The organism is Heliobacterium mobile, assembly GCF_009720735.1.
Taxonomy (GTDB): domain Bacteria; phylum Bacillota; class Desulfitobacteriia; order Heliobacteriales; family Heliobacteriaceae; genus Heliobacterium; species Heliobacterium mobile.
On record NZ_WNKU01000026.1, the window covers coordinates 1 to 20,597 of the forward strand.

Consider the following 20,597-nt stretch of genomic DNA (forward strand, 5'->3'; position numbering starts at 1 on the left):
CCCGAGTGGCCAAAGGGAGCAGACTGTAAATCTGCCGGCTCTGCCTTCGAAGGTTCGAATCCTTCTCCCTCCACCATATAACGATCCATTAGCTCAGTTGGTAGAGCACCTGACTTTTAATCAGGGTGTCGCTGGTTCGAGTCCAGCATGGATCACCATCATGGCCCGTTGGTCAAGCGGTCTAAGACACCGCCCTTTCACGGCGGTTACAGGGGTTCGAATCCCCTACGGGTCACCATCTATTCGGGCGATTAGCTCAGCTGGGAGAGCGCTTGCCTTACAAGCAAGATGTCGGCGGTTCGATCCCGTCATCGCCCACCAAAATACGGAGCAGTGGTGTAGAGGCCTAACATGCCAGCCTGTCACGCTGGAGATCGCGGGTTCGAATCCCGTCTGCTCCGCCATAACCCCTGGAGTGGTACTCAAGTGGCTGAAGAGGACGGTTTGCTAAACCGTTAGTGGTCGTAAGGCCAGCGCGAGTTCAAATCTCGCCCACTCCGCCATTTGTCGGGGCGTAGCTCAGTTTGGTAGAGCGCTACCTTGGGGTGGTAGAGGCCGCACGTTCAAGTCGTGTCGCTCCGACCAGTTTTCTCATCTTCATATGCGGTCGTGGCGGAATTGGCAGACGCGCTAGATTCAGGTTCTAGTGGTCGCAAGGCTGTGGAGGTTCAAGTCCTCTCGACCGCACCATGCGGAAATAGCTCAGCGGTAGAGCATCGCCTTGCCAAGGCGAGGGTCGCGAGTTCGAATCTCGTTTTCCGCTCCATCATGCGCCCGTAGCTCAGCTGGATAGAGTAACTGACTACGAATCAGCAGGTCGGGAGTTCGAATCTCTCCGGGCGCGCCATTTGCCGCTGTAGCTCAGTCGGTAGAGCGTATCCTTGGTAAGGATAAGGTCACCGGTTCAATCCCGGTCAGTGGCTCCATTATAAGAAAATTTTTAGAACCTGTCGGACAATACTTGTTAGACAGGTTCTTTTGCTGTTTTTCTTTACCAATGTGGATAAATACCGTTGAATAGTCTTGCGTTGGAAAAAGTGGCGTGCTATACTAACCCTAGTGTGTTTCAGCAGGGATTACAATGTTTGCCTTTGATTTCACTGTCTTGTTTATCCCTAGGTATGTGCATTTTACGTTTATTCGAAGGAGTGGGTACCAACCCACTCTTTCCGTTTGTTAAACTGATAGCAATGCTTGTTTAAGTATTTCTCCTGATTATTCAGGAAAAAATAAATAGCACGACCTTTTGACAGTGCAGATAGATGAGTATATAAGGAGGCTAATTCATGTCCGGCAAACAACGCATTGAAGATCGGGTAACTGCCTGGACGCAACCGATTGTAGAAGAGCTAAAGCTTGAGTTGGTCGATGTAGAATGGATTAAGGAGGGGGGGCATTGGTTCTTACGGGTTTACATTGACAAAGAGGGCGGCGTCGAGATGGAAGATTGCCAGGAAGTTAGCCGTCGTCTCGATGACATCCTCGATCGAGAAGATCCCATAACCCATGCCTATTCCTTGGAAGTATCCTCACCAGGTATCGATAGGCCTCTTAAGACCGAAAGGGATTTTGAGCGATTCCGCGGGGAGAAAATTCGCATAACCACTTTCGCTCCAGTCGCCGGAAGTAAGGAACATATCGGAGAACTGATACAGAAAACGAGCGAAGGTATCACGATAGCCGGAGATAACGAAGAAAAAACGATCCCCCTAGATCAAGTTTCGTCAGTCCGGTTGCACTTTTCTTTTTAGAGACAACTGAATTAGGAGGCCGTTCCAATGAATGTCGAGTTTTTGGGGGCACTTCAGGATCTGGAGAGGGAAAAAGGGATCTCCAAAGAGATTCTTTTGGAAGCGATTGAAGCAGCATTGATTTCGGCATACAAGAAAAATTTTGGTTCTCTGCAAAATGTCCGGGTTCACATTGACCGGGCAACGGGAGAATTCAAAGTATATTCTCGTAAAGCCATTGTCGAGCAAGTTGCCGATCCCAGAATTGAAGTGTCTCTGACAGAAGCCCAAAAAATCAATCCCAATTATCAAGTTGACGATGTGCTAGAATCGGAAGTCACTCCTCGTGAGTTCGGACGTATCGCTGCTCAAACGGCCAAACAAGTTGTCGTTCAGCGGATCCGGGAAGCGGAACGAGGCATGATTTATGAGGAATTCTCCAACCGGGAGGGCGATATCGTCACCGGTATTGTTCAACGGATGGAAAATAAGAACGTATACGTAGACCTGGGCAAAGTTGAAGCTCTGCTGGCTCCTTCCGAACAGATGAACGGTGAAACTTATCGTTACAGCGATAGGATCAAAGCCTACATCGTTGAAGTGAAAAAGACAACCAAAGGGCCACAGGTACTCATTTCTCGTACCCACCCCGGTCTATTAAAGCGACTCTTTGAATTGGAAGTCCCTGAAATTCACGACGGTACGGTAGAACTTAAAGCTGCATCGCGGGAAGCCGGCGCTCGTTCCAAAATCGCCGTCTATTCGAAAGACGAAAATGTCGATCCCGTCGGCGCTTGCGTTGGTCCCAAAGGAATGCGGGTGCAAGCGGTTGTCAACGAATTGAAGGGTGAAAAGATCGATATCGTCAAATGGAATCCCGACCCAGCAAAATTTGTGGCCAATGCCTTAAGTCCGGCGAAAGTGGTCACCGTCGATATCTATGAAGATGATAAAGTAGCCCGTGTCGTCGTTCCAGACTATCAACTCTCACTAGCCATCGGCAAAGAGGGACAAAATGCCCGCTTAGCCGCTAAACTTACCGGCTGGAAAATTGATATCAAGAGCGAAAGCCAAGCTAAAACTGCTCAAATCGCTGCTGACTCTTATGAAGAATATGATGAAGAGTATGAGCAGGACTATGATTACGAAGATAGTTATGATGAAGCCTATGATGACGAATTCGTCGATGAAAATGATGCTGAAGCTTATGCTGATGATGAATACTACGACGAAACCGATGCAGAAGACGCTTACGACGACTATGATGATAGCGACTCCGGCACCGACGAAAGCTCTGACTCCCCGAAACCGGCAGATGCCGATATGAATAAGTCCCGACCTTAAAGGCTGATTTCGGAGGGACCAACGATGACACGCGTGAAAAAGATTCCGCAACGAATGTGTGTTGGCTGTGGGGAGATGAGAGATAAAAAAGCACTTATTCGTGTCGTAAGAACACCGGAAGGTGAGATCAAATTAGATCCGACCGGTAAAAAATCGGGTCGCGGGGCCTACGTCTGTGCCAACACAGAATGCCTGACGAAATCGATCAAGGGTAAGCGTCTTGAAAAAGCCTTGCGCCATTCCATTGACCCAGAACTCTTGGATACATTGAAAACCCAACTGGGAGAGGTTTGATGGTTACCAATAAAATCTACGGATTGCTTGGCTTGGCTCGTCGTGCCGGTAAGATTGCATCTGGAGACAGCGCAGTAGAAGCGAACTTGAAAAAACAAAAAGTAGCTCTGCTTCTCGTCGCTGAGGATGCTTCAAGCGGCGTAACAGACAAGTTCAGTCATTGGTGTGCCGACCTAAAAGTGCCGGTAGTGACCTTTGGCCAAAAAGAATCTATCGGGAGTGCACTCGGCCAGTCTCCTCGTTCACTGGTCGCAGTTCTTGACGACGGATTTGCCCGGGCTATTCGTAAAGCAATAAGTGAAACGTCAACCGAATCCAGCCAAATATCGCGGAGGTGACAGAATGGTAAAAAAACGAGTTTTTGAATTGGCCCGGGACATGGGTGTAGAAAGCAAAATAGTGCTAAATAAATTAAATGAATTAGGGATCGATGCAAAAAACCATATGAGCACCATTGAAGATGTCGACGTAGAGAAGATACTCCCCTCTTTGAAAGCACATAAATCTGATAACAATCAACGTCCGCCTCGTCCAGAAGGTCAGCGGAACGAAGGTGGGCAGCGCCCGCCGCGCCCGGAAGGTCAACAAAACGAAGGCGATCAGCGACCAACTCGTCCGGAAGGCCAGCAAAACGAAGGTGGTCAACGTCCGCCTCGCCCTGAAGGCCAGCGTGCTGAAGGCGGCCAACGTTCGCCCCGTCCGGAAGGTCAGCGCACCGAAGGCGGTCAGCGCCCGCCGCGCCCGGAAGGCCAACGTATGGAAGGCGGTCAACGTCCGCCACGTCCAGAGGGTCAACGCAGAGAAGGCGGTCAACGTCCGCCCCGTCCGGAAGGGCAACGTATGGAAGGCGGCCCACGTCCGCCGCGCCCGGAAGGCCAACGTATGGAAGGCGGCCCACGTCCGCCCCGTCCGGAAGGTCAACGTCCTGAAGGCGGTCAACGTCCGCCTCGTCCAGAAGGCCAACGTATGGAAGGCGGTCAACGTCCGCCACGTCCGGAAGGGCAACGTATGGAAGGCGGCCCCCGTCCGCCCCGTCCGGAAGGAACTGGAATGGGAGGTCCCCGTCCGCCCCGCCAAGAGGGTTTCGGAGGTCCCCGTCCGCCTCGTCAAGATGGCTTTGGTGGTCCCCGTCCGCCCCGTCCCGAAGGAGCCGGTATGGGAGGCCCCCGTCCGCCTCGTCAAGACGGTTTTGGCGGTCCTCGTCCGCCCCGCCCCGAAGGAACTGGTTTCGGAGGTCCCCGTCCGCCCCGTCCTGAAGGAGCTGGTTTCGGAGGTCCCCGTCCGCCCCGTCCCGAAGGATCTGGCTTTGGAGGTCCCCGTCCGCCTCGTCCCGAAGGATCTGGCTTTGGAGGTCCCCGTCCGCCCCGTCCGGAAGGTGCTGGCTTTGGTGGACCCCGTCCCGGTGGTGGACGTCCGGGAGGTCCCGGCGGTCCAGGACGCCCCGGTGGTCCAGGACGCCCCGGTGGTCCGGGAGGCCCTGGCGGTCCAGGTCGCCCTGGCGGTGGTCGTCCCATCCCCAAATCGGCCATTCCTAAACCACCCGAAACGACAGAAGTACCGAAAAAAGACGGCCGCCAACGGCATGCCAATAACAAGCTTCAGCCCAAAGAACATGATCATCGCTATGAGGATCGTCCAGGCGCCAAACTGGTTCACCCACGGCAAGGGAAGGGCAAGAAGGGCCATCGCTATACGGAACATGAAGGTCCGAAGCATATCCTGATCGATGAGGCGGTCACAGTTCTTGAGCTTTCCCAAGCCATGGGCAAAACAGTGACCGATATTATCAAAAAGCTCATGCAGTTAGGCGTCATGGCCACCATCAACCAAGAAATCGATGCGGATACTGCATCGATCCTGGCTGCCGATTGGGGCATCACTGTCGACGTCAAGAAAAACATCACTGCTGAGGGGATTCTGGCTGAAGAACCGGAAGAAACGGAAGAAGAATTAATCCATCGCCCGCCCGTCGTCACCGTCATGGGACACGTCGACCATGGAAAAACATCGTTGCTCGACGCTATCCGGGAGGCGAATGTAACGGCTTCAGAAGCCGGCGGCATCACTCAGCATATCGGTGCCTATCAAGTCGAAATCGAAGGGAAAAAGATCACCTTCCTCGATACGCCCGGTCACGAAGCTTTTACGGCCATGCGGGCTCGCGGCGCCCAGGTTACCGATATCGCAATCCTTGTCGTTGCTGCTGATGATGGTGTCATGCCCCAGACCGTTGAGGCGATCAACCACGCTAAAGCGGCTGGTGTTCCCATCGTCGTAGCCATCAACAAGATCGACAAACCGGATGCCACTCCGGATCGGGTCAAGCAAGAGCTGACTGAGCATGGTCTTGTTGTGGAAGAATGGGGCGGCGATACCATCGCTGTTCCCGTATCGGCCAAAGCTCGCCAAAATATTGATCAACTGCTCGAGATGGTCCTGCTCGTCGCTGAGGTGCAGGATTTGAAGGCCAATCCGGACAGAGAGGCCCGTGGTACCGTTATCGAAGCGGAACTGGATAAAGGCCGCGGTCCTGTGGCCACCGTTCTCGTCCAAAAAGGTACCTTAAATATCGGTGACGTCATCGTGGCAGGCTACTCCGTAGGTAAAGTCCGCGCTATGATCGATGATAAAGGCCGCCGTGTGAAAAAAGCTGATCCTTCGACTCCAGTTGAAGTCTTAGGTCTATCCGATGTCCCCCAAGCAGGTGACACCTTTGCCGTCGTCACCGACGAAAAACTGGCGAAGCAAGTCATCTCCGAACGGGTCAACAAGCGCAAAGAAGAAGAACAGAGACGCACCTCGAAAGTCTCCCTGGATGATCTCTTTAAACAGATCCAGGAAGGGCAAGTCAAAGATCTCCATGTTATCGTCAAAGCCGATGTGCAAGGTTCCGTAGAAGCGTTGCGGGGTGCTCTGGAGCGGTTGTCTACCTCTGAAGTCCGCGTCAACGTTGTGCATGGCGGCGTCGGTGCTATCACCGAGACCGATGTCATGCTGGCGGCGGCGTCTAACGCTATCATCCTCGGCTTTAACGTACGTCCTGATGCGAATACCCGCAAAGCGGCAGAGAACCAGCAGGTCGACATCCGGCTCTATCGGGTCATTTACGATGCGACTGAGGACATCAAAGCAGCTATGTCCGGTCTGCTCGAACCAGAGAAGAAGGAAGTCGTCTTAGGTCGTGCCGAAGTCCGGGCTACCTTCAAGGTACCGAAAGCCGGAACTATTGCCGGTTCCTACGTTCTGGAAGGCAAGATTACCCGCAATGCCGAAGTCCGTATCATCCGTGACGGCGTGGTCATCCACGAAGGCAAGATGGATTCCTTGAAACGATTCAAGGATGATGCTCGCGAAGTAGCGGAAGGCTACGAATGCGGTATCGGTATTGAAAAATTCAACGACCTTCGAGAACAAGACATCATCGAAGCTTTTGTTATCGAGGAAGTCCAACGACACATTGAGTAGTAAACCGGGGGGCTTAAGGCCCCCCGGTTTACCTTCTAATTCAAGGAGTTGACACAATGGCCGGTTATCGTGTAGCCCGCATGGCCGAGGATATCAAGCGTGAACTGGCACGGTTGCTTCGGGATGAGATGAAAGATCCCCGCATCGGATTCACCAGCATCACGGCGGTGGAAGTTTCCAAGGACAGTCGTCATGCGAAAGTCTTTGTGAGCTTCTTAGGTGATGAAGAGGCCCGACAGAATGCCTTAGCCGCCTTAAAGCAGGCCACAGGCTTTTTACGGAGTGAGCTCTCGAAAACTTTGCGGATTCGCTACATCCCGGAGATCGTTTTCACCTTTGATCCCTCCATCGAACGAGGGACTCGTATCGCCCAGTTACTCAACCAGGTCGAGTCCAAAGAAAAACGTGAGGATGGACCTCATGAATCCCGTTGATCTTCAACAGCAGCAGATCCTTCAGATGCTTTCACAGGCGTCGAAGGTTCTGCTGATTGTGCATAAAGTACCTGATGGAGACTGTCTCGGTTCAGTCAGCGCCATGCTTACCCGCTTAAGAGGGCAAGGATTGCAAGCGATCGCCTATTGTGATGATCCTGTCCCTGATTCCTATCGATTTCTTCCAGCCATGGATCAAGTCTTTCAGGCCAGCACGATACCTGAGTTCACTCCGGAACTGGTTATCGTCATCGATTGCGCTGATGAAGGCCGAATCGGCGACGGAAGTCGTTTTCTCCAGGGGCAAGCCCCGGTCATTAACATCGATCATCACGTCGGTAACAGCCAATTCGGCCACATCAACTGGGTCGATTCGCAAGCGGCCGCCTGCGGGGAGATGATCTACCGGCTTTGTACGACGGCCTCTTGGCACATTACCGACGATATGGCTACGGCCATCTACACATCCTTGATGACAGACACCGGTTCCTTTCAATATGCCAATACAACCCCGCAGACCCTCCGATTGGCTGCCGATCTGCGGGAGATGGGCGCACGGACCGATGAAATCCGGGAAAAAGTCTTTGAGAGCCGTCCCCGCGCTTTTGTGAACTTGCTTGCGCAAATCCTCCCGACCCTGGAAGTGTCTGACGATGGTCGAGTCGCATCGTTGACGGTGACGCGTGAAGCAATGGTGCAAGCCGGGGCATCGGAAGGCGACTGTGACGGATTGATCAATTACCCCCGTTTTTTAGCAGGTGTTCAGGTAGCCTTGTTATTTAAAGAAGCTGGCGAAGAGATATTCCGAGTCGGTTTTCGCTCTAAAGGAAACATCGATGTCTACGCCATCGCCCGGCAGTTTGGAGGCGGAGGCCATCGCAAAGCCTCCGGATGTACCTTGTCGGGAACTCTGGCAGAGGTCAAGCAGCAAGTCTTAGGGGCGGTGAGAAGTTCCCTTGAACCCCTTGAAATCCCCACTTGAAGGATTTTTAAACATCCTCAAACCTCCGGGCATGACGTCTCATGATGTCGTCGCTAAAGCCCGGCGAATCTTGCGAGAAAAACGCATCGGCCACATGGGCACCCTCGATCCGGACGCGGCGGGTGTACTTCCCATCGCTTTAGGTCAAGCGACTCGGTTGATCGAACTCGTCCGGGGAGACAAATCCTATCGAGCCCAGTTATTGCTGGGACGGATCACCGACAGTCAGGATGTATCTGGTCGAATCGTTGAAGAACATCCCATCCCTCAGTTGACCCGCCAAGCCTGGGAAGAGCTGTTGAAGGAATTTCAGGGACTGATGGAACAGATACCTCCTATGGTCTCCGCCGTATCGGTCGGCGGAAAACGCCTTTATGAATATGCCCGGCAGGGGATAGAAGTGGAACGACCGTCCCGGAAGATCAATATCGACCGGATAGATATCGTTCAATATCATGAACATGCTCCGGGAGAGCTCATTTTGGATGTTGATTGCTCCGGCGGCACTTATATTCGAACCCTCTGCCATGATATCGGCCAGCGTCTAGGTTGCGGCGCAATCATGGGATGGCTTATCCGCAGGCGAAGCGGTCCTTTTCGCCTGCAAAATTCCTGTACTCTCAAAGAACTGGAACAGGGGCTGGCCCCAGAAAAGCTAGTCAGTCCAGGTGAAGTGCTGCAACACCTACCCAATATGGAGATCAACGAGCGGCGGCTTCCGGCGCTAAAACAGGGATTGGCCCAGTTCCTTCCCGATAAGAATTGGATGGAAGGACAATGGATACGCATGAATTACCGGGGGCAACTGCTCGCTGTCGGTCAGGCCATTTGGCAGGATGACCGCTGGCTCTGTCAACCTCGGAAGGTATTACAGTGGAGCGAAAGCATATTGAAGTAGGTATGACCATGAGAACCATCATATATGACGGGCCCTTGGACAAAGGGTACAAGGCAGTCCATGTGGCTCTCGGAAATTTTGACGGCGTCCATCTAGGACATCAGAAACTCATCTCGGAGATGGTGAAAAAAGCCCGTGCCCGTCAGGGAACGGCCGTGGTGGCCACTTTTCACCCTCATCCCTTGCAAGTCACGCGGCCCCAATCGGCTCCGAAGATCATCACACCTCCCGATGTAAAGGCGGCGCTGATGGGACGCCTCGGTGTCGATATCGTTCTCATGCTTCCTTTTGATGCGGAATTGGCCAGCCTCTCGCCGGAAGAGTTCACGCAAAAGATCCTTATAGAGGATCTCCGAGCCCAGTCGGTGACGGTCGGTTTTAACTACAGCTTTGGACGAGGCGGAAAAGGGACGCCCCAGTTGCTCTGGGAACTGGGGCAGCAAAAGGGATTTCGCGTCAAAGTCATCGATGCTGTGACCGTCTCTGGAGAGCCCGTCAGTTCCACCTTGATCCGTTCATCCTTGGAAGCTGGACGAATAGAACGAGCAGCCGAATTCCTCGGCTATCGCCCGATCCTTCAGGGAATTGTTGTTCCCGGAGACCAACGAGGGAGAAGCATTGGTTTTCCTACGGCGAATCTTCAGGTAGCTGCAGAACAGTTTCTACCGGCTCGCGGAGTCTACGCCGCCTGGGCACGGGTAGGGCAAAAGGAAGCCGAGTCGATGGCTGTACTGAATATCGGCGTCAAACCGACCTTTGGATCGGGACTCGCCGAAACGATCGAAGCCCATCTGATCGACTTTGAAGGCGACCTCTACGGACAGCCCTTATCGCTTTCCCTCTTGTCCCACTTACGACCGGAAATGCGTTTTCAGAGCGCTGAACAACTGGTGGAACAGATTCACCGAGACGTGCAAGCAGTGCGGCACTACTTTCATGAACAGCGAGAACATATTTTTCCTCATCAAATCATAGAGATTTAAATAGACGAACTTTACTTCCAGGAACCCCTGTGCTAAAATAAGCGCTGGTGATCCTGGGGATGGGAGGCATCGATGGGACTGCCGTTGATTGATGAGCATCATCAAGAACTGCGCACGATGGCCCGGGAAGTTGCGGCGATCTGTGCGAGTGAAGAGTTCCTGTCGCTAAAAGCGGAGCTCGAAGATCTCTATCGCCTATCTGGAACAGATGAACCGGCGAAACTGGCATTCCAAGATGCGCTGTATGCCATGATGTCTCAGCGGAGCGACAAATCCCCTCTGGGTTCCTAAGCAGGCAGGTGTGGACCGATGATTCGTGTCTTCGTTACGGAACACGCTCGGAAGCGCCTCCATAACCTGCGTCAAGAACGGTTGGGGTTGGCCGATATCGAAGCTGCAGCCCTGCAAATCCCCGGTTATGTCCCCACGGCCACTCGTTTTCGCGGATTTGTGGCTCGTTCGGGACGGATCTTTGACCTCGTCGTCAAAGATATCGCCACCGGACGGCTGGTGATTACCGTCATCGGCAAATAATTTGATTCCATTGGCTCGGGTTGCCGAATCCTCCGGCGGTATCCTGGGCTTATGGAGAATATCAGTGAGGAGGTGACAGGAATGGCATTAGACAACATTCGTAAGCAAGAGTTGATCTCTAAGTTCAAGCAGCACGAAAAGGACACCGGTTCTCCGGAAGTCCAGATCGCCATCCTGACGGAGCGGATCAACTACCTGACAAACCACCTGAAAGAGCACAAAAAAGACCATCACTCTCGTCGTGGTCTGCTCAAGATGGTTGGTCAGCGTCGGGGCCTTTTGAATTACCTGAAAAAGAGCGATGTCGAGCGCTACCGTAAAGTCATCGGTGAGCTCGGTCTGCGACACTAAGCAACAGCGAAAGAACGGGTTATTCCCGTTCTTTCTTGCTTATGGACGATTTTTTTTGACCTTGGAAGGAAATACTAACCTATACGTCGAATATCTTGATGTTTATGAGAGGAGGTCATTTTTCTTTGCAAGTATTCTCAATGGAGATTGCCGGACGAACCCTGACTGTGGAGACAGGGCGCGTGGCCAAACAAGCCGGTGGTTCCGTTATGGCTCGTTATGGAGATACGGTAGTGCTTTCTACAGCGACCGCATCGAAAGAACCTCGCCCAGGAATCGACTTTTTCCCGCTTACGGTGGACTATGAAGAACGCCTCTATGCAGTAGGAAAAATTCCCGGCGGATTTATCAAACGAGAAGGTCGACCGACAGAAAAGGCGATTCTCTCGTCACGGCTGATCGACCGGCCCATCCGGCCGCTCTTTCCGAAAGGCTTTCGTAACGATGTTCAAGTCGTCTCGACGGTCTTGTCGGTCGATCAAGATTGCCCCCCCGATATCGTCGGCATGATCGGTGCCTCTTGCGCACTATGCTTGTCGGACGTTCCCTTTGAAGGCCCCATCGGCGGTGTCGTAGTAGGACGAGTCGATGGCAAACTGATCATCAACCCGCGCATGGAAGAAGCCGAAAAGAGCGATATGCATCTCGTTGTCGCTGGCACGAAAGATGCTGTGATGATGGTAGAGGCTGGCGCTAACGAAATTCCTGAAGAAGATATGATCGAAGCCATCATGTTCGGTCACCAGGAAATCCAGCGCATCGTCCAATTCCAAGAAGAGATGATGAAAACAGCGGGAAAACCGAAGCGGGAAGTGATCTTGCATAAGGTCAACCCGGAGATCGACCAAGCGGTCCGCCGATTTGTCGGAGAGAAGATGCTGGAAGCTATCCAAAATCCGGACAAGCTTTCCCGGCAAGCCGACATGGATAAGGTTAAAGCGGAGACCGTGGAAGCCATTTTGCCTCAATTCCCCGACGGACAAGGGGCGATCCTGGAAGTTCTTGATACGATGGTCAAAGAAATTGTCCGTAAGTTGATCACTGTCGACAAACAGCGTCCAGACGGCCGGAAAGTCGACGAAATCCGTCCGATTACGGTAGAAGTGGGCATTTTGCCTCGGACTCATGGCAGTGCACTCTTCACCCGCGGCCAGACGCAAGTGCTCAACGTCTGTACGCTCGGAACCATCAGCGACCTGCAAATCCTTGACGGCCTTGGCGTGGAAGAATCGAAACGGTACATGCACCACTACAATTTCCCTTCCTACAGCGTAGGCGAGACACGGCCCATGCGTGGACCGGGCCGCCGGGAAATCGGTCACGGCGCGCTGGCTGAACGGGCACTCTTGCCGGTCATCCCGTCGGAAGACGCGTTCCCTTATACGATCCGTCTCGTTTCGGAAGTGCTTGAGTCGAACGGCTCCAGTTCCATGGCGAGCGTTTGCGGATCGACCCTCTCCTTGATGCATGCCGGCGTCCCTGTAAAAGCGCCTGTCGCTGGTATTGCCATGGGTCTGGTAAAAGAGGGAGAACATTTCTCCGTCCTTTCCGACATCCAAGGCATGGAAGACCATTTGGGAGATATGGACTTCAAAGTGGCCGGTACGGAAAAAGGTGTCACGGCCCTACAGATGGACATTAAAATCAAAGGGGTCAACCGGGAGATCCTTCAGCAGGCCATGAAGCAGGCAAGAGAAGGCCGCATGTTTATCCTCGGCAAAATGCTGGCTGTCATCGATAAACCATCTCAAGAGATGTCTCCGTATGCGCCGCGAATTATCACCATGACGATCGATCCCGATAAAATTCGCGAAGTCATCGGCCCCGGCGGCAAAACGATCAACAGGATCATCGCCGAAACGGGCGTCAAAATCGACATTGAAGACGATGGCCGTATTTTCATCGCGGCGACCAATACCGATCAAGCCCAGAAAGCCGTTCGCATCATCGAAAGCATCACTGCTGAAGTGGAAGTCGGCAAAGTATACACCGGCAAAGTCACTCGGATCATGAACTTTGGTGCTTTTGTTGAAGTAATGCCTGGCAAAGAAGGTCTCGTTCACATCAGCCAACTGGCTGAAGAGCGGGTAGCCAAGGTGGAAGATGTGGTCAAGATCGGTGATGAGATCACCGTTAAAGTCATCGAGATCGACAAACAAGGCCGCGTCAATCTCTCCCGGAAAGAACTGCTTCCTAAAACGATCAAACCTGCCGCCCCGGCCGGACCTAGCGCTGGCGGACCTGGAAAACCACCGGAAATGAAGCGACGTTTTTAAAGAGCGATGCAAGTTGAAATGAATAGGCCATCTAGAAGGGGCAAACTCTGTTACGAGTTTGCTTTTCTAGTTTCCTCCTTTTTTGCATAAGGTTCTAGGGATTGGGAAATGAAAATCCGGCAGAACCGAAAAGGAGAAATGGGATGAAAACGATCATACTTTCCCGAAAGTTACTACGAGTCCTCTTGTTTTCCCTGATCGGCCTATTTCTGGCGGCCTCATCGACCTTCCTCTATCACAACATCGGAAGTGGGGACCCGCCGGTCATGTCACGAAATGAAAAACCGAAGATCATCGAGCGGGGACCTCAAGTCAATAAAGTGGCGGTCATGGTCAATGTCGACTGGGGACAGGAAAATATTCCCAAACTTTTGGACGCACTAGCCAAACACAAGGCCAAAGCTACCTTTTTCATCTCCGGCCGCTTTGCCGAAAAAAATCCTGAAGAGGTAAAGAAAATCTATGAAGCGGGACATGAGGTGGCCAACCATGGCTATTCTCATCCACACCCGACCCAAATTTCTGACGAGCAAAATCGAGAAGAAATTCGTAAAACCCATCAGGTTCTTGAAAAGGTGACCGGAAAAGGTCCCCGTTGGTTCGCCCCGCCCTATGGCGAATACGATGATCGCCTCCTCAATGTAGCTAAAGCGGAAGGCTACGACACGGTTTACTGGACAGTGGATTCGGTCGATTGGCGCAACCCGACTCCCGAAGCTTGGCTCTCGCGCGTGCAAAAAGGGCTGGTGCCAGGTGCCTTGGTACTGATGCATCCCACACCGTCCACAGTGCAGGCCTTGCCAGAACTGTTAAAGTATTGTGACGAGAAAGGGTGGACGCCGGTCACCATGACTGAATTGATGACCCAACCATAAATTTGATGATACTGTGCAATAATAACCCCGGCAGCATTTTGCCGGGGGAGGTTGCACGTGACAAACATCGGGAGATGGTCTCTGACGATATGCTTGTTTGGTTTATTGCTATGCCAACCGCTCACAGCTGCCACAGCGGCACCTCATGTTTCGGCAGTAGCAGCGGTACTGCTTGACGGAGAAAGCGGAACTGTATTGTATGAGCGCAATGCCTATCAAGCGAGACCGCCAGCATCGACGACTAAGATCGTTACAGCCATCTTAGGATTTGAATACGGTGATGTACAAGATGAGGTCGTTGTGAGCGACAAAGCAGGAAATACAGGAGAAGCCTCCATTAACCTTTACCCAGGGGAACGGGTGGCCCTGGGTGATCTGCTGACAGGTGCCTTAGTTCGATCGGGCAACGACGCCTGTGTGTCCATATCGGAACATGTCGCCGGCAGCGAAGAGTTCTTCACCCTTTGGATGACCGCCAAATCGCGGGTTCTAGGGGGCCGCTCCAGCCAGTTCTATAATACGAATGGACTTCCCCATAAAAAACACTGGACAAGCGCTTATGACTTAGCCGTTATCGCCCGCCATGCCATGAAAAATCCTCAATTCTCCGCAACAGTGAAACAAAAAAATGCCTTTCTGAACAATCGAGATGGATGGCCCAAAAAAATCTCTAACACCAACGCGCTGCTTTGGTCTTATCCCTTTGCCGATGGAGTAAAAACAGGCACGACCGATGCAGCTGGACAATGCCTTGTCGCATCGGCCACAAAAAATAACCGCCAGTTGATCGCTGTAGTGCTTCGTTCCAACGATCGGTTCGGTGATTGCATGCGCCTTTTTGAGTACGGATTTTCCCTACCGGGAAAGTCGTCGTGACTTCCTGGTCTTTTTATTGACAAAAGGCGTTCCGGACTGCTACACTAAATATTCCATTGATGGTTTCAGGAGGCAATAGAATGGTTCAGAAGACTGTACTACCGAACGGAGTCCGGATTGTCACCGAATCGATCCCCCATGTACGTTCGGTCGCTCTAGGTATTTGGGTGGGAACCGGTTCGAGAGACGAAGATCCGACAGTGGCTGGGGTCTCACATTTTATCGAGCACATGCTGTTTAAAGGAACCCAAAAACGGACTGCCAAAGATCTGGCCGAAGTCCTGGAAGCCGTTGGTGGACAATTAAACGCCTTTACATCGAAAGAGTACACTTGCTATCATGCCAAAGTGTTGGACGAACACTTTGATTTGGCTCTCGAAGTGTTGAGCGATATGTTCTTTAACTCCAAATACGAAGCTGAAGATATCGAGAGAGAACGGCGCGTCGTATTGGAAGAAATTAAGATGTACGAAGATTCACCCGATGAACTGGTTCACGACCTATTATCGGAAGCCATATGGCCGACCAATGCTTTAGGCCGTTCCATTTTGGGGACGATCGATACCATTTCCGCCGTATCTCGTGATCAAGTCCGGGAACATGTGGAGAAAGAGTACTCAGCCGACCGGGTCGTCGTAGCTGTCGCTGGCCATATCGATCCGGAGAAAGTCGTTTCGAAGATCAAAGCTTATTTTGCATCGATGCCGGCAACACGCCGGAAATACGACCGGAAAGAACCACAGGTCTTTCAAAAGACGGTTTTTGAACAAAAAGATGTAGAGCAAGTTCAAATCTGTCTGGGAACTCCCGGTCTCCCGCAGGAACATGATGCCATCTATGCTCTTCACGTGTTGAACAACGTCATCGGCGGCGGCGCCTCATCACGGCTTTTTCAAGAAATTCGCGAAAACCGCGGTTTAGCCTATTCGGTCTATTCCTTTCATTCGGCCTTTTCCGACGTGGGTATGTTCGGCTTGTACGCCGGGACGAGTCCCGCTTTCGCCGATTCAGTCTTAGAACTGTTGATCGGCGAGATGGCCCGTATCAAAAAAGAAGGTATCACAGCCCAAGAACTGAAGCGCACCCAAGACCAGATCAAAGGAAGTCTCTATCTGGGCTTGGAAAGCGTCAATTCCCGCATGACTCGCCTGGGAAAAACGGAAGTATGTTACGGCCGATTCGTCCCACCGGAAGAAGTGATCAACCATGTGTACAAGGTCACTTTAGATGATATCTATCAAGTCGCACAGACCATCTTCAAAGGCGACCAGTGTGCCTTGGCAGTTGTCGCTGCTCAACCGTTGCCTGTCGATTTGACATCTCTTCTGGAAAAATACGGTTTATAGACGCTTCTATTCTCCCCTCTAGCCGCGTATATACTAATCGATGGGACTGGAGGGGAAACGATGCGCCTCAGTGATTTAGTCGGAAAAGAAATCGTCAACATTACATCGGGGGCCCGCTTGGGCACCGTCGGTGATTCAGATCTGATCATTGACGAGACGACTGGTGAGATCGACGCTATCATACTGCCGCAAAAAGGAAATCTGGTCGGCTTTTGGACTGATCGAGAACCCTTGATCATCCCTTGGGATGCCGTCGTCAAAATCGGAGCGGAAGTGGTCATCGTCGAACTGGATGATACATACCAAAGATATTCCCGTCGTTTTACCTTTTAGTTATTGACTCCCGTCGACGTCCCGTGATAACATCATACTGATAATTTCAAAGGTACCTCATCCCAGTGGAGAGGTAGAGGCGCGGTTTGTAAAGAGTACCCCGGTGAGTCCAGCGGTGGATGATGAGCTGAAGGGGAAAGGGACAACCGCCGAAGTCTGAAAGTGGCCGTTTCATTTTCAGGCTGGGTCCGAACAGAACATGTTCGGAACTGCCGTCAAACCGTGTCGAGGTTTGATGGAGAGCTATCCGAGTACAGGGACGGTGGATATCTGCCATCCAATTTTTGGCATTGGGGGCGACCGCTGCACTCTGCGGTCGTCTTTTTTGTATTCTGAATCAGGGGTGACGGGAATGAATCATAAACCGAGAGTGTTAGTGTGTGGTGCCAAAGGAAAAATGGGCCGAGAGGTCGTCAAAGCGGTTCTCGGAGACCCTGGATTGCAACTGGTAGGGGCTGTCGATCCCAGCAGTGCTGGGGAAGACGCAGCTGTGGCAGCAGGACTCCCGCCGCAGGGAGTGATCATCTACAGCGACTTGGAAACGGCTATAGAAGAAACAAAGCCTGATGTCTATGTGGACTTCACCAATCCCATGGCCGTATTGGAAAATGTGCGTGTCGCTCTGAGACATAAGGTATCTCCGGTCGTAGGAACGACAGGCTTATCGCCGAAAGACTTGGAAGAGATCGCTGAACGGGCTGCAGCTAGTGACACAGGCTGCCTGATCGCTCCCAATTTTGCCGTTGGCGCCTTGCTGATGATGCGCTTCGCTCGGGAAGCGGCCCGTTTCTTCCCCCATGTAGAGATCATTGAATACCACCATGACCAGAAACTCGATGCCCCCTCAGGGACCGCCATCAAAACGGCCGAACTGATCCGGGAAGAGAGAGAATCGATCCGGCAAGGCCACCCGGAGGAAGAAGAGAAAATCAAATGTTCCCGCGGCGGCGATTTTGACGGAATGCGGATTCACTCCGTTCGCCTCCCGGGACTCGTGGCTCACCAGGAAGTCATCTTCGGTGCCCTTGGGCAAACCTTGACTATCCGCCATGACTCCATCAGCCGAGAATCCTTCATGCCTGGTGTGCTCGCCGCCATTCATCGTATCGGTGCTTATAAAGGTCTGATCTACGGACTCGAAAAAATTCTCTTTTAGTACCATTTAGAGATTAACGTCGAAATATTCCCGATTAAATATGTCCCTAGTTTCCGATCTTTGAAAATTGCATCCTGCGCACCTTTGATGATTTCTTATCATATGATGGGATTGAGTTTTACCGCACTGTTGAGGAGGTCTTGGATTTACCATGACTACCCTTCAAGGAATCCGGCTGGCACTTTTGGGTGGTGACGGACGGGACCAGATCGTCGTGCGCCGGTTGGCTGAGCTGGGAGCCCAGGTAAATCTCTTTGGGCTTCCCGGTGTGGAACAGGAACGGGTACGAAATGTGAAGGATGTGCGAGAAGCATTATTCGGGGTATCCGCCCTGATACTGCCGATGCCCGGGATCGACCCAACGGGTCGGGTTTATGCACCCTTACAGAGTCAACCAGTTTATTTGAGTGAGGAAGATCTGGCTTTGTTACCTACGGGAAGTCCCCTCTTTGTGGGAGTGGCCCGGCCAAACCTGCGGACTATGGCAGAAAGCCAACAACTGCGACTGGTAGAAGTGGCCGAGATGGATGAAGTGGCAGTGTTCAACTCCGTTCCTTCCGCCGAAGGAGCTGTCCAAATCGCCATGGAGAAGCTTCCCATCACCATTCATTCCAGTCAAAGCCTGGTCATCGGCTTTGGCCGGGTCGGAATCACCTTGGCCCGCTTGCTCAAAGGGATGGGCTCAAATGTCACCGTGGCAGCCAGGAACTCCAGCGCCCGGGCGAGAGCTTGGGAAATGGCTGTAGAAGGGGTTTCTTTTGAGGCCCTTTCCGACGCTTTGGCCCGAGCGGACATCATCTATAATACCGTGCCGGTTATGGTGTTAGATGAGCAAACCTTGTCAGGAACGAACCGGGATGCCTTGATCATCGATCTGGCCAGCGCTCCCGGTGGTATCGATTTTGAAGCGGCCCGGCGACTCGGGATCGAAGCCCTACTCGTCCCGGGACTTCCTGGAAAAGTGGCGCCGAAAACAGCCGGAGAAATTCTAGCCCGAATCTATCCCAATCTGATTGTGCAGCATATGCTGGACAGGAGGGGGTAACCCGCTGGGGAGGTGCGCAGGATGCGTTTGCAAGGAGTGAAGATTGGGTTTGCGGTGACCGGTTCTTACTGTACCATCGCCCAAGTCATTCCCATCGCGCAGAAACTCGTAGAAGAAGGCGCTGAAGTGACAACGATTTTTTCGGAATCTGTCGCCCGGACAGATACCCGCTTCGGCAAAGCCGACCACTGGCGCGAAGAATTTGAACGGGTAACAGCAAGAAAAGTGTTGACCTCGATTATTGAGTCAGAACCGATCGGTCCCCAAAACCTGCTTGATGTTATCGTCATCGCGCCATGTACAGGAAACACCTTGGCTAAACTGGCCAACGGAATTACCGATTCATCGGTTCTCATGGCGGCGAAAGCACAGCTTCGCAATCAAAAACCAGTCATCCTGGCCGTCTCTACGAATGACGGCCTTAGCAATAACCTTAAAAATCTAGGCGTTCTCATGAACAGCAAGAATATTTTCCTGGTGCCTTTTGGCCAAGACAATCCGGCCACCAAAGCCAACTCGATTGTCGCCCGTATGGAATTGATCCCCGAGACGATTTTGGAATCACTGAAAAACCGGCAATTGCAGCCGGTGATCGTCAACGCCGACCAATCCTAAAGAGGCAGCCGACGCATCAGCAAGGAGGCAAATAGGGTGAAAAAATATAACGTAGCGATCGTAGGTGCCACTGGTGCAGTCGGTCATGAACTGCTCAAAGTCTTGGCAGAACGAAATTTCCCCGTTGGAGAACTTCGCCTGCTGGCTAGCCAGCGCTCTGCCGGCAAAACGATGGAGTATCAAGGAAAAGAGTACACCATCGGTCTAACTGATGAAAATGCTTTTGACGGTATCGACATCGCTCTCTTCGCAGGCGGATCGGCTTCCACCGAGTTTGCCGATGCGGCCGTCAAAGCAGGTGCTGTCGTCATCGACAACTCTTCGGCTTTTCGTCTCGATCCCGATGTTCCTCTCGTCGTGCCGGAAGTGAACCCGGAAGACGTAGACTGGCACAAGGGCATCATCGCCAACCCGAACTGCTCGACCATCATCATGGCCGTAGCGCTCAAACCGCTCCACGATGCCGCTCGCATCAAGCGGGTCGTCGTATCGACTTACCAAGCGGTATCCGGTGCGGGTAAAGAGGGGATCACCGAGTTGACCGAACAGACCGGACAGGTGCTGCGCGGAGAAGCGGTCAATCCGACCGTCTTTGCTCATCCCATCGCCTTTAACCTGATCCCTCATATTGACGTCTTCCAAGAAGGGGATTACACGAAGGAAGAATGGAAGATGATCAAAGAAACTCGGAAGATCCTGCATGAGCCGGACATGGCCATCACGGCTACGACGGTCCGGGTCCCCGTCTACCGGAGCCATTCCGAGTCGATCAACATCGAGTTTGACCAGAAAATCAGCGCTGACGAAGCCAAAAAGGTATTGGCTGAAGCACCGGGTGTGATTATTATCGACGATATTCAAAACAAGCAATATCCAATGCCTCTGTATACATCCGATAAAGATGAAGTCTTTATCGGACGGATTCGGGAAGACCTTTCCATTGAAAAAGGCTTGAATCTTTGGGTGGTCGCCGACCAAATTCGTAAAGGCGCCGCAACAAATGCCATTCAAATTGCGGAAGTTTTAATTCAGCGCAATCGTATCTAAATCAGAGGTATTG

21 protein-coding genes, 10 tRNA genes and 1 riboswitch are annotated in these 20,597 nt (G+C 52.3%); all 31 genes read left to right on the top strand.

Annotation, left to right across the window (positions count from 1 at the left end):
* Positions 1-82 precede the first annotated feature (82 nt).
* The 31 genes from GJ688_RS15995 to GJ688_RS16145 all read left to right on the top strand — a co-directional run bounded on the left by GJ688_RS15995 (position 83) and on the right by GJ688_RS16145 (position 20,584).
* Positions 83-158, top strand: a tRNA-Lys gene (locus GJ688_RS15995).
* A gap of 4 nt (positions 159-162) precedes the next feature.
* Positions 163-238, top strand: a tRNA-Glu gene (locus GJ688_RS16000).
* Between the two features lie 7 nt (positions 239-245).
* Positions 246-321 (top strand) — tRNA-Val (locus GJ688_RS16005).
* Between the two features lie 6 nt (positions 322-327).
* Positions 328-404, top strand: a tRNA-Asp gene (locus GJ688_RS16010).
* Positions 405-412: 8 nt separating this feature from the next.
* Positions 413-503 (top strand) — tRNA-Ser (locus GJ688_RS16015).
* A gap of 5 nt (positions 504-508) precedes the next feature.
* Positions 509-585: transfer RNA gene (locus GJ688_RS16020), tRNA-Pro, on the top strand.
* Between the two features lie 18 nt (positions 586-603).
* Positions 604-690, top strand: a tRNA-Leu gene (locus GJ688_RS16025).
* Between the two features lies 1 nt (position 691).
* A tRNA-Gly gene (locus GJ688_RS16030) sits at positions 692-766 on the top strand.
* Positions 767-770: 4 nt separating this feature from the next.
* A tRNA-Arg gene (locus tag GJ688_RS16035) sits at positions 771-847 on the top strand.
* A gap of 3 nt (positions 848-850) precedes the next feature.
* Positions 851-926, top strand: a tRNA-Thr gene (locus GJ688_RS16040).
* Positions 927-1,286: 360 nt separating this feature from the next.
* Positions 1,287-1,751 (top strand): ribosome maturation factor RimP, encoded by a 465-nt coding sequence (locus tag GJ688_RS16045; RefSeq protein WP_155477550.1) that lies wholly within the window; start codon positions 1,287-1,289, stop codon positions 1,749-1,751.
* Positions 1,752-1,778: 27 nt separating this feature from the next.
* Complete coding sequence (gene nusA / locus GJ688_RS16050) at positions 1,779-3,074, top strand: transcription termination factor NusA (RefSeq protein ID WP_155477551.1); 1,296 nt, start codon at positions 1,779-1,781, stop codon at positions 3,072-3,074.
* A gap of 24 nt (positions 3,075-3,098) precedes the next feature.
* On the top strand, positions 3,099-3,368 hold the full coding sequence (gene rnpM / locus GJ688_RS16055; protein ID WP_155477552.1) for an RNase P modulator RnpM: 270 nt from the start codon (positions 3,099-3,101) through the stop codon (positions 3,366-3,368).
* Positions 3,368-3,706 carry a L7Ae/L30e/S12e/Gadd45 family ribosomal protein gene (locus tag GJ688_RS16060; RefSeq protein ID WP_155477553.1) on the top strand — a complete coding sequence of 113 codons (339 nt, stop codon included), beginning with the start codon at positions 3,368-3,370 and terminating at the stop codon, positions 3,704-3,706. Before rnpM ends, GJ688_RS16060 begins: the two co-directional genes overlap by 1 nt.
* A gap of 4 nt (positions 3,707-3,710) precedes the next feature.
* Positions 3,711-6,833, top strand: a complete 3,123-nt coding sequence (gene infB / locus GJ688_RS16065; RefSeq protein WP_155477554.1) for a translation initiation factor IF-2 — start codon at positions 3,711-3,713, stop codon at positions 6,831-6,833.
* A gap of 56 nt (positions 6,834-6,889) precedes the next feature.
* Positions 6,890-7,267 (top strand): 30S ribosome-binding factor RbfA, encoded by a 378-nt coding sequence (gene rbfA / locus GJ688_RS16070; RefSeq protein WP_155477555.1) that lies wholly within the window; start codon positions 6,890-6,892, stop codon positions 7,265-7,267.
* Positions 7,254-8,249 (top strand): DHH family phosphoesterase, encoded by a 996-nt coding sequence (locus GJ688_RS16075; protein ID WP_170292080.1) that lies wholly within the window; start codon positions 7,254-7,256, stop codon positions 8,247-8,249. The genes rbfA and GJ688_RS16075 overlap by 14 nt, the downstream gene beginning before the upstream one ends.
* Positions 8,224-9,147: a tRNA pseudouridine(55) synthase TruB gene (gene truB, locus GJ688_RS16080; RefSeq protein ID WP_235911047.1), complete on the top strand. Its 924-nt coding sequence runs from the start codon at positions 8,224-8,226 to the stop codon at positions 9,145-9,147. Before GJ688_RS16075 ends, truB begins: the two co-directional genes overlap by 26 nt.
* Positions 9,123-10,130 carry a bifunctional riboflavin kinase/FAD synthetase gene (locus GJ688_RS16085; RefSeq protein ID WP_328597390.1) on the top strand — a complete coding sequence of 336 codons (1,008 nt, stop codon included), beginning with the start codon at positions 9,123-9,125 and terminating at the stop codon, positions 10,128-10,130. Before truB ends, GJ688_RS16085 begins: the two co-directional genes overlap by 25 nt.
* A gap of 72 nt (positions 10,131-10,202) precedes the next feature.
* Entirely contained in the window at positions 10,203-10,421 is a 219-nt protein-coding gene (locus GJ688_RS16090; RefSeq protein WP_155477559.1) for a hypothetical protein, read from the top strand.
* A 21-nt stretch (positions 10,422-10,442) separates the two neighbouring features.
* On the top strand, positions 10,443-10,664 hold the full coding sequence (locus tag GJ688_RS16095; RefSeq protein WP_170292086.1) for a hypothetical protein: 222 nt from the start codon (positions 10,443-10,445) through the stop codon (positions 10,662-10,664).
* A gap of 81 nt (positions 10,665-10,745) precedes the next feature.
* A complete protein-coding gene (gene rpsO / locus GJ688_RS16100) occupies positions 10,746-11,015 on the top strand; it encodes a 30S ribosomal protein S15 (protein WP_155477561.1) in 270 nt (89 codons plus the stop codon).
* Positions 11,016-11,119: 104 nt separating this feature from the next.
* Positions 11,120-13,291 carry a polyribonucleotide nucleotidyltransferase gene (locus GJ688_RS16105; RefSeq protein WP_155477562.1) on the top strand — a complete coding sequence of 724 codons (2,172 nt, stop codon included), beginning with the start codon at positions 11,120-11,122 and terminating at the stop codon, positions 13,289-13,291.
* Between the two features lie 143 nt (positions 13,292-13,434).
* The gene (locus GJ688_RS16110) at positions 13,435-14,166 is read left to right on the top strand and encodes a polysaccharide deacetylase family protein (RefSeq protein WP_155477563.1); all 732 of its coding nucleotides are present in this window, start codon (positions 13,435-13,437) and stop codon (positions 14,164-14,166) included.
* Positions 14,167-14,223: 57 nt separating this feature from the next.
* A complete protein-coding gene (locus GJ688_RS16115; RefSeq protein ID WP_170292081.1) occupies positions 14,224-15,042 on the top strand; it encodes a D-alanyl-D-alanine carboxypeptidase family protein in 819 nt (272 codons plus the stop codon).
* 80 nt (positions 15,043-15,122) lie between these two features.
* On the top strand, positions 15,123-16,388 hold the full coding sequence (locus tag GJ688_RS16120) for a M16 family metallopeptidase (RefSeq protein WP_155477565.1): 1,266 nt from the start codon (positions 15,123-15,125) through the stop codon (positions 16,386-16,388).
* 60 nt (positions 16,389-16,448) lie between these two features.
* Positions 16,449-16,721 (top strand): YlmC/YmxH family sporulation protein, encoded by a 273-nt coding sequence (locus GJ688_RS16125; RefSeq protein WP_155477566.1) that lies wholly within the window; start codon positions 16,449-16,451, stop codon positions 16,719-16,721.
* A 66-nt stretch (positions 16,722-16,787) separates the two neighbouring features.
* Positions 16,788-16,975, top strand: a riboswitch (Lysine riboswitch).
* 98 nt (positions 16,976-17,073) lie between these two features.
* Positions 17,074-17,877 (top strand): 4-hydroxy-tetrahydrodipicolinate reductase, encoded by an 804-nt coding sequence (gene dapB / locus GJ688_RS16130; RefSeq protein WP_155477567.1) that lies wholly within the window; start codon positions 17,074-17,076, stop codon positions 17,875-17,877.
* 151 nt (positions 17,878-18,028) lie between these two features.
* Positions 18,029-18,922: a dipicolinate synthase subunit DpsA gene (dpsA, locus tag GJ688_RS16135; RefSeq protein WP_155477568.1), complete on the top strand. Its 894-nt coding sequence runs from the start codon at positions 18,029-18,031 to the stop codon at positions 18,920-18,922.
* 21 nt (positions 18,923-18,943) lie between these two features.
* Positions 18,944-19,537, top strand: coding sequence for a dipicolinate synthase subunit B (locus GJ688_RS16140; protein WP_155477569.1), 594 nt, complete (start codon positions 18,944-18,946; stop codon positions 19,535-19,537).
* A 36-nt stretch (positions 19,538-19,573) separates the two neighbouring features.
* Positions 19,574-20,584 carry an aspartate-semialdehyde dehydrogenase gene (locus GJ688_RS16145; protein WP_170292082.1) on the top strand — a complete coding sequence of 337 codons (1,011 nt, stop codon included), beginning with the start codon at positions 19,574-19,576 and terminating at the stop codon, positions 20,582-20,584.
* The last annotated feature ends 13 nt before the right edge of the window (positions 20,585-20,597 follow it).

Coding starts and splice junctions, on each gene's coding strand:
- GJ688_RS16120 (WP_155477565.1), top strand. CDS start 15,123: ATGGTTCAGAAGACTGTACTACCGAACGGAGTCCGGATTGTCACCGAA.
- GJ688_RS16075 (WP_170292080.1), top strand. CDS start 7,254: ATGAATCCCGTTGATCTTCAACAGCAGCAGATCCTTCAGATGCTTTCA.
- rbfA (WP_155477555.1), top strand. CDS start 6,890: ATGGCCGGTTATCGTGTAGCCCGCATGGCCGAGGATATCAAGCGTGAA.
- nusA (WP_155477551.1), top strand. CDS start 1,779: ATGAATGTCGAGTTTTTGGGGGCACTTCAGGATCTGGAGAGGGAAAAA.
- infB (WP_155477554.1), top strand. CDS start 3,711: ATGGTAAAAAAACGAGTTTTTGAATTGGCCCGGGACATGGGTGTAGAA.
- GJ688_RS16140 (WP_155477569.1), top strand. CDS start 18,944: ATGCGTTTGCAAGGAGTGAAGATTGGGTTTGCGGTGACCGGTTCTTAC.
- dpsA (WP_155477568.1), top strand. CDS start 18,029: ATGACTACCCTTCAAGGAATCCGGCTGGCACTTTTGGGTGGTGACGGA.
- rnpM (WP_155477552.1), top strand. CDS start 3,099: ATGACACGCGTGAAAAAGATTCCGCAACGAATGTGTGTTGGCTGTGGG.
- GJ688_RS16060 (WP_155477553.1), top strand. CDS start 3,368: ATGGTTACCAATAAAATCTACGGATTGCTTGGCTTGGCTCGTCGTGCC.
- GJ688_RS16045 (WP_155477550.1), top strand. CDS start 1,287: ATGTCCGGCAAACAACGCATTGAAGATCGGGTAACTGCCTGGACGCAA.
- GJ688_RS16125 (WP_155477566.1), top strand. CDS start 16,449: ATGCGCCTCAGTGATTTAGTCGGAAAAGAAATCGTCAACATTACATCG.
- GJ688_RS16110 (WP_155477563.1), top strand. CDS start 13,435: ATGAAAACGATCATACTTTCCCGAAAGTTACTACGAGTCCTCTTGTTT.
- GJ688_RS16105 (WP_155477562.1), top strand. CDS start 11,120: ATGAGAGGAGGTCATTTTTCTTTGCAAGTATTCTCAATGGAGATTGCC.
- dapB (WP_155477567.1), top strand. CDS start 17,074: ATGAATCATAAACCGAGAGTGTTAGTGTGTGGTGCCAAAGGAAAAATG.
- GJ688_RS16090 (WP_155477559.1), top strand. CDS start 10,203: ATGGGACTGCCGTTGATTGATGAGCATCATCAAGAACTGCGCACGATG.
- rpsO (WP_155477561.1), top strand. CDS start 10,746: ATGGCATTAGACAACATTCGTAAGCAAGAGTTGATCTCTAAGTTCAAG.